The organism is Oleiphilus sp. HI0067, from assembly GCF_001635735.1.
The window spans coordinates 17,951-28,848 of sequence record NZ_LWFI01000977.1 but is presented as its reverse complement, the minus strand read 5'-3'; the positions used below and the strand labels follow the sequence as shown (position 1 = coordinate 28,848).

Annotated in this window: 11 protein-coding genes; all 11 read left to right on the top strand. The window is 44.9% G+C overall.

What is annotated here, in order from left to right; genetic code table 11:
- A partial coding sequence (locus tag A3739_RS12750; protein ID WP_304440276.1) for a FimV/HubP family polar landmark protein occupies positions 1-719 on the top strand: 719 nt, incomplete at its 5' end.
- A gap of 11 nt (positions 720-730) precedes the next feature.
- Positions 731-1,642 (top strand): tRNA pseudouridine(38-40) synthase TruA, encoded by a 912-nt coding sequence (truA, locus tag A3739_RS12745; protein WP_197472298.1) that lies wholly within the window; start codon positions 731-733, stop codon positions 1,640-1,642.
- 151 nt (positions 1,643-1,793) lie between these two features.
- Complete coding sequence (locus A3739_RS12740; protein ID WP_068481151.1) at positions 1,794-2,432, top strand: phosphoribosylanthranilate isomerase; 639 nt, start codon at positions 1,794-1,796, stop codon at positions 2,430-2,432.
- A complete protein-coding gene (trpB, locus tag A3739_RS12735) occupies positions 2,416-3,648 on the top strand; it encodes a tryptophan synthase subunit beta (protein ID WP_068481154.1) in 1,233 nt (410 codons plus the stop codon). The genes A3739_RS12740 and trpB overlap by 17 nt, the downstream gene beginning before the upstream one ends.
- A gap of 11 nt (positions 3,649-3,659) precedes the next feature.
- Positions 3,660-4,463, top strand: coding sequence for a tryptophan synthase subunit alpha (trpA, locus tag A3739_RS12730; RefSeq protein WP_068501592.1), 804 nt, complete (start codon positions 3,660-3,662; stop codon positions 4,461-4,463).
- Between the two features lie 24 nt (positions 4,464-4,487).
- On the top strand, positions 4,488-5,411 hold the full coding sequence (gene accD, locus A3739_RS12725; protein WP_068481159.1) for an acetyl-CoA carboxylase, carboxyltransferase subunit beta: 924 nt from the start codon (positions 4,488-4,490) through the stop codon (positions 5,409-5,411).
- A gap of 39 nt (positions 5,412-5,450) precedes the next feature.
- On the top strand, positions 5,451-6,725 hold the full coding sequence (locus A3739_RS12720) for a folylpolyglutamate synthase/dihydrofolate synthase family protein (protein ID WP_068481162.1): 1,275 nt from the start codon (positions 5,451-5,453) through the stop codon (positions 6,723-6,725).
- Complete coding sequence (locus A3739_RS12715) at positions 6,725-7,348, top strand: SPOR domain-containing protein (RefSeq protein ID WP_068480173.1); 624 nt, start codon at positions 6,725-6,727, stop codon at positions 7,346-7,348. The genes A3739_RS12720 and A3739_RS12715 overlap by 1 nt, the downstream gene beginning before the upstream one ends.
- 136 nt (positions 7,349-7,484) lie before the next feature.
- A complete protein-coding gene (locus A3739_RS12710) occupies positions 7,485-8,000 on the top strand; it encodes a CvpA family protein (protein WP_156502565.1) in 516 nt (171 codons plus the stop codon).
- Positions 8,001-8,010: 10 nt separating this feature from the next.
- The gene (purF, locus tag A3739_RS12705) at positions 8,011-9,528 is read left to right on the top strand and encodes an amidophosphoribosyltransferase (protein WP_068481164.1); all 1,518 of its coding nucleotides are present in this window, start codon (positions 8,011-8,013) and stop codon (positions 9,526-9,528) included.
- Positions 9,529-9,550: 22 nt separating this feature from the next.
- On the top strand, positions 9,551-10,780 hold the full coding sequence (locus A3739_RS12700; protein WP_068481166.1) for an O-succinylhomoserine sulfhydrylase: 1,230 nt from the start codon (positions 9,551-9,553) through the stop codon (positions 10,778-10,780).
- The last annotated feature ends 118 nt before the right edge of the window (positions 10,781-10,898 follow it).

Below are 10,898 nucleotides of genomic sequence, written 5' to 3'. Positions count from 1 at the left end.
ACAATGATGCATCGGTTGCAGATGCAGCTTCGTCTCATCTCGTAGATGAAGACGATGAATTGTCGCTAAGTGATGCAGAGTTAAATCACGAAGCTGAAATTGATTTGGATTTGAGTGATGAGTTATCACTTGATGATGAGGCTTTAGGTCTTGATGAAGATGCGGGTGCAGCTTCTGAAGCTGAAAGCCTTGAGTCGGCAGTGGAAGAGGTAGATGCGGATGATCTTAGCCTAGAGTTGGACGAAGCCTTGGATTTAGATTTTGACTCTGAATCTGAAGAAGAGTTGTCCTTAGATGCTGAAGAGCTAGATTCCCTAGAATTGGATGATTCTGAATCCGAGGACCTTGGAGATGCTCTTGATGAGCTGGATGATTTGGAGCTGGAAGATTCGTTGACTGAAAATGCTGAAGCAGACGAAGGTGCTTCAGATGTCCTTGATCTAGGAGATGACGAACTCACCATCACAGACGAGACCCTAGATGAAGCGGCTGAAGCGTTGGGCGATGCAGATGATTTCGAGCCGGAATTAAGTGATGACGAAGATTTCGACTTCTTAGAAGGAACCGATGAGGTGTCTACTAAGTTGGATTTGGCGCGCGCTTATATCGATATGGGTGACACCGAAGGCGCTAAAGAGATTTTAGTTGAAGTTCAGCAAGAAGGCTCTGATCAGCAGAAGCAGCAAGCGAATGAACTGATAGATTCTATTTCTAAATAAGTATGGCAGATATGAATATTGCGGCCGGTAACGATCACGTTACTGGCCGCATTGCGTTAGGATTGATGTACAAAGGGAGTGCTTATTGTGGCTGGCAGTCTCAAAAAAGCGGTGTCCCCTCTGTGCAGGCTGAATTAGAAGCTGCGATTTCTCGTGTCGCAAACCATACTGTCGAAGTTGTGTGTGCGGGTCGTACTGATAAAGCTGTTCATGCGAGTTATCAGATTGTTCATTTTGATACCACATCTGTAAGAACTGCGCGCTCCTGGGTTTTTGGTTGTAACGCAAATCTGCCGTCAGATATTTCTGTTTCTTGGGTGCAGCCGGTTTCAGATGAGTTTCATGCACGTTTTTCTGCGTTTAATCGCCGCTATAACTATGTGATCTTTAATCATCCTATTCGACCAGCGCATTTTTATGACGAAATGACTTGGTGTCATTACGCTTTAGATGAGTCGCTGATGCATCGAGCGGCACAATGCTTGGTGGGCGAGCATGATTTTACTTCGTTTCGTGCCGTTGGATGTCAGAGTAAATCGCCGTTTCGGCATATCGACCACGTTCGCGTAAATCGTTTCGGTAATATTCTTGTGCTGGATATTCAGGGCAATGCCTTCTTGCATCATATGGTGCGTAATATCGCGGGCGTCCTTATGTCGATAGGTGCGGGTCGAAATCCAGTGGAGTGGTGTGCTGAAGTGCTTGCGGCGAAAGATCGTACTAAAGCCGATGTGACTGCTCAGCCTTATGGTTTGTTTTTAACGGATGTGGGCTATCCCGATCAATATGATTTGCCCCCCTCAGGCGGCGCGCCAAGCTTGATTCAGGCAATGCTGGCGATGTCAGACTCTAATAAAGTTGATTGGGATGTTATTTCTCCTGCAGATATGTGGGATATCGCGCGACAAGGAAATAATAAATAGCGGTACTAATCTTTGGTCGATTAGTCCACATGCCAAAGGTTTATTGTTTTTACGATCTTCTGTAAAAAGCTTCAAACAGTTATACTGGCCTGCTGCGGGCTTCACACTTAGTGAAGATTCTCTCGATTTATTCTGATAAGTGTTTGCTTTTATGCTCTCTAATTCGCGCGCACGAACAAAAATCTGCGGTATTACTCGACCTGAAGATGCCCTTGCTGCGGTATCTGCAGGAGCTGATGCTATTGGTCTGGTTTTTTATGCGCCAAGCCCTCGTTCTGTAACGGTTGATCAAGCGAAAGAGATTTGCACCGTACTACCTCCGTTTGTTGGTGTTGTCGCGTTGTTTGTAGACGCAGAACCCTCTCTTATCCATCAGGTGTGTAAAGAGTTGCCAGTGACTTTGCTCCAATTTCACGGGGATGAAAGTGAATCTGATTGTCAGGGTTACGGCGTACCATACATTAAGGCGTTGCGTGTACGTTCATCTGAGGATGTTACGAACGCCGAAAATAATTATCCAACCGCGACCGGTATCCTCGTAGATACCTACAAAGCTGGTGTGCAGGGCGGAACTGGCGAAACATTTGACTGGGATCTTTTACCTGTTCAGCGATCTAAGCCGCTAATTTTAGCGGGTGGTCTTACTCATCAAAACGTGGCGAAAGCAATTGCGCACGTTCAACCATACGCGGTTGATGTGAGTGGTGGTGTTGAAGCATCAAAGGGCATCAAGTCATCACAATTGATACAACAATTTTTACAAGAGGTGTCCTGTGGGAGCAGAAGCTAACGCTAAGTTTACCGAACAGTTTCTAAGTACTTTACCAAGTGATACTGGCCACTTTGGGCCTTACGGTGGTCGCTTCGTTTCGGAAACTTTATTCGCGGCATTGAACGAACTAGAAGCAAAGTACCGCGAACTTAAAAATGATCCGGAATTCGTTAAGGAATTCGACAAAGATCTTGCTGATTATGTTGGTCGTCCTTCACCTTTATATTTTGCTGAAAGACTGACAAAAGAAGTTGGTGGAGCCAAGATTTACTTCAAGCGTGAAGATCTAAACCATACTGGCGCGCACAAAGTTAACAATACGATTGGTCAGGCATTGCTTGCTAAATATCTTGGGAAGCCTCGTGTTATAGCCGAGACAGGCGCGGGTCAGCATGGTGTGGCTTCTGCTACGGTTGCTGCGCGAATGAATCTTGATTGCAAGGTCTTTATGGGTGCCGAAGACGTTCAACGTCAAGCTTTGAATGTATATCGCATGAAGCTGCTAGGTGCAGAAGTTGAAGCTGTAACGAGTGGTACGAATACGCTTAAAGACGCAATGAATGAAGCGTTGCGCGACTGGGTAACTAATGTCGATAACACTTTTTACATCATCGGTACGTGTGCAGGCCCGCACCCGTACCCAATGCTTGTGCGTGATTTCCAGTCGATTATTGGTCGCGAAGCGCGAGCGCAATGTCTTGAGAAAGAAGGACGCTTGCCTGATGCGCTAGTGGCTTGTGTTGGTGGTGGCTCGAACGCCATCGGCTTGTTCTATCCCTTTATTTGTGACGAAGGTGTAGAGATGTACGGCGTCGAAGCGGGTGGCTTTGGCATCGAAACAGGGCAGCACGCAGCGCCACTTTGTGCTGGCCAACCGGGTGTATTGCACGGTAACCGTACGTATTTGATGAGCGATCAGAATGGTCAGATACAGGGGACGCATTCTGTGTCTGCTGGTCTTGATTATCCAGGTGTAGGGCCTGAGCATTCTTGGTTGAAGGATGAGAAGCGTGCGAATTATGTTTCTGTTACAGATGATGAGGCGCTAGAAGCGTTTAGACGTCTTACCTTGGTTGAGGGCATTATGCCTGCTCTCGAGACAAGCCACGCGATAGCTTACGCAATCAAGAAGGCGGCAACAATGAAGTCAGACCAGATCCTGATCGTTAATTTGAGTGGTCGTGGTGATAAAGATATTCTTACCGTTGCGGGCATTGATGGAATTTCAATTTAAGCGAAAATAATATGAGTCGTATAAAATCTACAATCAATGCTCTTAAAGCTGAGGGCAAAAAAGCGCTAATTCCTTACATTACCGCCGGTGATCCGCAACCTTCTTGGACGGAAGACTTAATGCACTGCTTGGTAGATTCAGGCGCTGACATCATTGAGTTGGGTGTTCCATTCTCAGATCCAATGGCTGACGGTCCGGTTATTCAGTTGGCATGTGAAAGAGCTTTGAAGCACAACACTAGCTTGTCTGACATTTTTGATATTGTCCGTTCTTTTAGAGAGAAAAATACTAACACCCCTGTCGTATTAATGGGATATTTGAATCCCATTGAACGTATGGGCGTTGATGCCTTCCTTGAGAAAGCGGCGGAGTCTGGTGTAGACGGAGTGTTAACGGTCGACTTACCTCCTGAAGAAGCAGAAATTTTTGCGCCAAAAGTTGCTGCGAAAGGCATGGATTCGGTGTTTTTGATTGCACCTACTACGACAGATGATCGCATTCGTAGCATCTGCAAACATAGCTCTGGCTACGTTTACTATGTCTCGGTGAAGGGTGTAACGGGATCTGCTGCACTAAGCACTGATGATGTCGCTCAAAAAGTTGCGAACATTCGTTCGATTGCAGATATTCCCGTTGGTGTAGGTTTTGGTATTACAGATGCTGAATCAGCAAGTGCGGTTGCTAAGGTGTCTGACGGCGTTATTGTAGGAAGCGTATTGGTAAATACGATTAAAGAAAATCAAGAAGACTTGTCGGTTATAAAAGATAAACTAGGCTCAGTACTGTCTTCGATGCGTCAAGCGATGGACGCTTAATCTATCCTAAGGTTGGAATAGTAAATGAGCAGTTGGCTAGACCGAATTAAGCCTAGTGTAATTAGATCTGAATCCAAGACTCGAGGGAATATTCCTGAAGGTGTTTGGAAGAAGTGCCCTAAGTGTGGATCTGCACTTTATTTGCCTGAGTTGTCTAAGAATCTAGACGTATGCCCTAAGTGTTCACACCATTTGAGAGTGAACGCGCGTCGTCGTGCTGAGATATTTTTAGATCCAGGTTATGAAGAGCTGAGTGAAAACTTAAAGCCTGACGATTTGCTTAAGTTTAAGGACACGAAAAAGTATAAAGATCGATTAGCTGCTGCCCAAAAAAGTACCGATGAAGATGATGCCTTATTAACATTCAAGGGTTCCTTGCAAGGCCTTGATGTAGTGATTGCTGCTTTTGAATTTAATTTCATGGGCGGATCCATGGGCTCCGTTGTAGGCGAAAAGTTTGTTCAGGCAGTGAATTGTTGTATCGAGGAGCATCGTGCTCTTGTGTGCTTTAGCGCCAGTGGCGGTGCGAGAATGCAAGAAGCATTAATCTCATTAATGCAAATGGCAAAAACATCCGCAGCCTTAGAAAAGCTCAAAGAAGCAGGCTTACCATATGTTTCAGTTATGACTGATCCTGTTTTCGGTGGCGTTTCAGCGAGTTTGGCAATGCTGGGCGATGTAAATATTGCAGAGCCCAATGCATTGATTGGTTTTGCTGGTCCGCGCGTCATAGAGCAAACTGTTCGAGAAAAGCTACCAGAAGGTTTTCAGCGTAGTGAATTTCTTTTAGAGCACGGCGCAATTGATATGATTGTCGATCGCGCGTCCTTGCGCTCAACCATATATTCACTTCTAAGTATGTTGACCATTAAAGAATTGGCGAGCATTAGCCATGCTAATGATGATGAGTCGGCTAGTTCTGATGCGTCAGGCTCTAACTCTGAGTAGTGGCGTAGATCATCAAAGCATAATCACGAGGTTGTTGTGATGACACTCAATGAGTGGTTGAGTGAGTTAGAAAAACGTCATTCGCAAGAAATTGATTTAGGCTTAGACCGTATTCGTACGGTCTTCGATGCTTTAAATATTGCTGACAAGCTTCCTAGAATTGTTACTGTCGCTGGAACAAACGGTAAGGGATCAACTCTCCAAGCTATCGTTGAAGGCTTGCACTCAGTTGGCGTACGCACTGCAAGTTACATTTCCCCTCATTTTCATCGCTTCAATGAGCGCATTGTCCTAGGACATTCGGAGCTCGATGATGAGTCTATTGTTTCCGCTTTCGAGCAAGTAGAGAAAGCGCGTCATCAGGTTTCACTCTCATACTTTGAATTTACAACACTAGCTGCGTTTGTCGCTTTTTCTAAGGAATTTCTAGCTGGTCGCTTAGACGTGGCTGTGTTGGAGGTTGGCCTAGGAGGGCGTTTAGATGCAGTTAATATCGTTGATGCTGATGTCGCAATCGTTACTAGTATCGGGCTAGATCATCAGGATTGGTTAGGTGATACCTTAGAGCTAATAGCACGAGAGAAGGCAGGAGTATTTCGTAAGCATCAAGCATCCTATACAGGTGAGACATTCCCACCAAGTGTTAGGTTAGAACTAAATAATAACGATATATATCCTGATATGTATTTGCGAGAATTCGGGAGTTGGTCAGATTTAAGCGAAGGCGCAGTATTTGATTATAAGGGTTCAGAAGTCGTTTTGAATTGTTTCGCTGATAATGATTTACCCCATAATAATCTCGCGCTTGCGATGCAGGCATGCTTGAAAATCTTTGAGTTAAGTCAACAAGAGTTTGAATCCAATCAGTTGCAGTTATGTGCGCAAGCGATTTCAAAAACTCAGGTCTCTGGTCGCTTAGAGCGTGTCTCAGAAAACCCCGAAATCCTATTCGATGTGGCGCATAACGGCGCGGCGGCAAAATTACTTTCTAGTCACTTAAAACAAAAATATTTGGGCCGAAAATTGATTGCTGTGTTTTCGTGCTTGAAGGATAAAGACTTACGTGAGATTGTATTGGCGCTCGACGGGGTGATAACCCAATGGCATATCACTGAGCTTGATGGGCCGCGCGCGCGTCCTCTCGAAGAGATGTCTTCTCAAATGATTGGCATGTCTCAGGAGGTTAGTACGTTCAATAACCTTAAAGAGGCGTTTGAGGGAGCTAAGTCCATAGCGATGTCGAGTGGTGCAGTTGTTGTAGTATTTGGATCCTTTTTTGTGATTGAAGCGTTGAGAGAGCAGGTTAAATCTTAATGAGTGAGTCTGTAGATGGTTTGAAACAACGCCTCGTCGGTGCGTTTGTTATTCTTTCCTTAGCGGTTATTTTCTTACCTATGCTATTTGATAAGCCGCATCGAGAGGGTGCTGAGGCTGTTGAACTAGTGCCTGAGAAGCCTCAGATACAGACCGTGGTGATTTCAAAGCCAAATCCCAATGTGAAAAAGAATGCACCGGCTTCCGAGTTGGATCCGGATTCTGAGCTCCCTAAATTAGTCCCTGCAGCGGAACCGATTAAACCGACAACGCAAACGGATGAAAAAACCGTTGACTCCTCGCCAGAGAAAGCGTCAGTGCCAGTTGCTGTCTCAACTCCCAAAGGTAAAGAGCCTTCGTCTTCAGTAGTCTCTAAGCCCAAAGTTTATAAGAATGTTTGGATGGTTCAGTTGGGCACGTTTTCGAATAAAGAAAACGCGTTTAAATTGCGAGATAGACTTCGTGAAGCCGGTATTGACGGCCATACAAAGCCCTTGAAATCGGGCTCTGCTATTCGTGTATTTGCTGGTCCATTCGTCACTAAGAAAGAAGCGATAAGAATAAAAAGAAAGCTGGATTCTCAATTTAAAGTGAATAGTTTGGTTGTCTTTTTCGAGGCTTAATTTGACCGTATGGTTAGGATAAGTTCCTGTTATTTAAGAAAAAAATAGTCACTGTTTTGTGGCTTGTATAGGGGATGAGTAAGGTGTTTGTTATGATGCGCCCGAATCTGACAGAGAAGGTTTTGTCGGAGGCTTTGTGTTTGAGCTAATGTGGGCGGATTGGGCTCTATTGGGGATAATTGTTTTCTCAAGCCTAATCAGTATTCTTCGTGGTTTTACTAAAGAAGCGCTTTCACTGGTTATTTGGGTGATTGCTTTTATCGTGGCTAGAAGTTTTCAGCCACAAGCTCAAACTTTGTTGTCTCCACATATTGCTGACCCCGTTATGTTATTAGCGGCCTCGTTTGCAATCCTTTTTATTGTGACCTTGCTGGTTGGTGCTGTCGTTAGTCATCTTGTCTCGATGCTGATTAAAGTGACTGGTTTGAGCACGCTTGATCGCGTTCTAGGTATGGTGTTTGGGATGGCTAGAGGTGTTGTGGTCTGTATAGCGCTTGTCGCGATTGTGCGTTATACGCCTTGGTCTAAAGAAACTTGGTGGTCAGATTCTGTAGTTATCGAGCAGTTAACAGTGGTTGAATATTGGACTCGGTCTGTTTTTGGATCCGGGGTCGATGAATTGTCATCTTTTATAGCGAATACAAAATTCTGAGGAATGCGATATGTGCGGTATTGTCGGCATCGTGGGGAAGTCTAACGTAAACCAAACTCTCTTTGATGCACTGACGGTGCTTCAACATCGTGGCCAGGATGCCGCGGGCATCGTTACCTGTCAGGACGATCGTTTTTTTCTGCGTAAAGACAACGGGCTCGTGCGCGATGTTTTTCGTACTCGTCACATGCGCCAATTACAGGGTAATGTAGGTATCGGGCATGTTCGTTATCCGACGGCGGGTAGTTCTAGCTCAGCCGAAGCACAACCTTTCTATGTGAACTCGCCTTACGGTATTACGCTTGCGCACAACGGTAATTTAACGAATACCATCGAATTGTCTGATGGTGTTCTTAAATCAGATCTTCGTCATATCAATACGACTTCTGACTCTGAAGTGCTTTTAAATGTTCTAGCGCATGAGTTACAAAACCAAGGCAAACTAATTCCAACGCATGTCGAAATTTTTGCAGCCGTTAAAGAGGTGCATAAACGTGCTCGTGGCGCTTATGCCGTGGTTGCCATGATCACTGGGTATGGGGTGCTTGCATTCAGAGATCCGAATGGCATTCGACCAGCCTGTTTTGGTAAAAGAGAAACAGAATTTGGTACAGAATATATGGTCGCTTCTGAAAGTGTTGCCTTGGATGCTGCTGGCTTCGAATTAGTTCGTGATATTGAGCCGGGTGAGGCGATCTATATTGAAAACGATGGTTCATTTCATAATGAGCTTTGCGCTGAAAGTGCGACCTTAACGCCTTGTATTTTTGAGCATGTGTATTTCGCGCGCCCTGATTCAATGATTGATGATATTTCTGTATACAAAGCGCGTTTAAGAATGGGCTCTACTTTAGCGAAGAAAGTCCTGAAGCTTCGCCCTGATCACGATATTGACGTCGTTATTCCAATTCCTGATACAAGCCGAACGAGCGCGATGGAAATGGCGAATGAGCTGGGTGTGAAGTATCGCGAAGGTTTCATCAAAAATCGTTACATTGGGCGTACCTTTATTATGCCTGGTCAAAGTCAGCGTAAAAAATCCGTTCGTCAAAAGTTGAATCCGATTGGTCCAGAATTCCAAGGCAAAAACGTATTGCTTGTGGATGATTCTATTGTTCGTGGTACGACGTGTAATGAAATTATCCAGATGGCACGTGATGCCGGTGCGCGCAATGTGTATTTTGCGTCAGCAGCGCCACCTGTGCGTTATCCAAATGTATATGGTATTGATATGCCTGCGGCGAACGAATTGATTGCACATGATCGTTCGGTAGACGAGATAGCTGAGATAATCGGTGCAGATTGGTTGTTGTATCAGGATCTAGATGATTTGGTCGATGCGGTGAGTGCTGGTAATCCTGAGATCACTAAATTTGATTGCTCGGTGTTCGATGGTAACTATGTGACTGGTGATATTGATGACGCTTATCTAGAGCGTTTGGAAAGAAGTAGAAATGATGCCAGTAAATCTCAAGAAGCAAGTATACTAGAGGGTGAAGAGCAATTAAGCCTGCATAACGCAGGTTAGCCCAGTAATCTAGAGATACATAATGCCTAAAAGCAAGAATTTGAAGGCCACCATCCCTGAACCGAATCTTGAAGGTTTATCGGTGGAGACCTTAGCGATTCGCTCTGGCCAGATTCGCAGTCCTGAGCTTGAGCATAGCGAAGCTATTTTTCCAACATCCAGTTTTGTTTTCAATTCCGCGGAAGAAGCCGCGCAGCGATTCTCAGGTGATATTCCTGGAAATGTTTATGCCCGCTTTACAAATCCAACCGTTACTATGCTAGAAACGCGCATTGCTGCCTTAGAGGGTGGTGAGCGTGCAGTGGCAACAGCCTCAGGTATGTCTGCAATTATGGCGACCTTTATGGCTGTTCTTAAGCAGGGCGATCATGTTTTATGTTCGCGTAGCGTTTTTGGAACCACAACGGTTTTCTTAGAAAAATTTATGTCGAAATTCGGCGTTGATGTCGAGTTTGTTGACCTAGTTGATTATGAGGCTTGGGAGTCCGGACTGAAGCAAAATACTAGAGTTGTATTTGTCGAAACGCCGTCCAACCCTTTATGTGAAGTGGTCGACTTAGAGCGACTTCGAAGCATTATTGATTCGAAAAGCTTAGATCAGCAGTGTTTATTCATTGTTGATAACTGCTTCTGCACGCCTGCGCTTCAACAACCTTTGTCGATGGGGGCGGATATTATTATTCACTCTGCGACCAAATATATTGACGGGCAGGGACGTTGCTTAGGCGGGCTTGTTGTGGGAAGTAACGAGCTGATGGCGGAAGTGCATGGTTATATGCGTTCTGCTGGCCCTGCGATGAGTCCGTTTAATGCATGGGTGTTCCTGAAAGGCTTGGAAACTTTGAGTCTCAGAATGAAGGCGCACTCTGAGAATGCGCTTAAAGTAGCTCGCTGGCTGGAGCAGCAGCCGCAAGTAGAGCAAGTATTTTACGCTGGTCTTGAATCTCATCCCTATTATGAGTTGGCAAAACGTCAGCAGAAAGGTGCAAGTGGTGTGCTTTCATTTCGAGTGAAAGGTGGTCGCGAGCAAGCTTGGAATGTCATTGATGGCGTTGAGTTCTTGTCGTTGACTGCTAACTTGGGTGATGCGAAAACCACAATTACTCATCCTGCGACAACGACGCATGGTCGTTTAAGTGATGAAGAAAAGGCGCGCGCTGGAATTACCGAAAATCTAATACGTGTTTCGGTTGGTTTAGAGTCAGCCGATGACGTCATTGCAGATCTTGAAAAAGGCTTGGCATCAATTTGATGCCAAGTTGTTAAAATCTAAGCAAATTCTATATATTTCAAATAATTAAAGTTAAATCTTAAAACTTTTCTATAATAATGATTAGTGTTGCGTAAATTCCATAAGTGGGATTTACCTT

Bases quoted from the DNA above. Each gene is read 5' to 3' on its own strand.
- truA (WP_197472298.1), top strand. From the start codon at position 731: ATGAATATTGCGGCCGGTAACGATCACGTTACTGGCCGCATTGCGTTA.
- A3739_RS12740 (WP_068481151.1), top strand. From the start codon at position 1,794: ATGCTCTCTAATTCGCGCGCACGAACAAAAATCTGCGGTATTACTCGA.
- trpA (WP_068501592.1), top strand. From the start codon at position 3,660: ATGAGTCGTATAAAATCTACAATCAATGCTCTTAAAGCTGAGGGCAAA.
- accD (WP_068481159.1), top strand. From the start codon at position 4,488: ATGAGCAGTTGGCTAGACCGAATTAAGCCTAGTGTAATTAGATCTGAA.
- A3739_RS12720 (WP_068481162.1), top strand. From the start codon at position 5,451: ATGACACTCAATGAGTGGTTGAGTGAGTTAGAAAAACGTCATTCGCAA.
- A3739_RS12715 (WP_068480173.1), top strand. From the start codon at position 6,725: ATGAGTGAGTCTGTAGATGGTTTGAAACAACGCCTCGTCGGTGCGTTT.
- purF (WP_068481164.1), top strand. From the start codon at position 8,011: ATGTGCGGTATTGTCGGCATCGTGGGGAAGTCTAACGTAAACCAAACT.
- A3739_RS12700 (WP_068481166.1), top strand. From the start codon at position 9,551: ATGCCTAAAAGCAAGAATTTGAAGGCCACCATCCCTGAACCGAATCTT.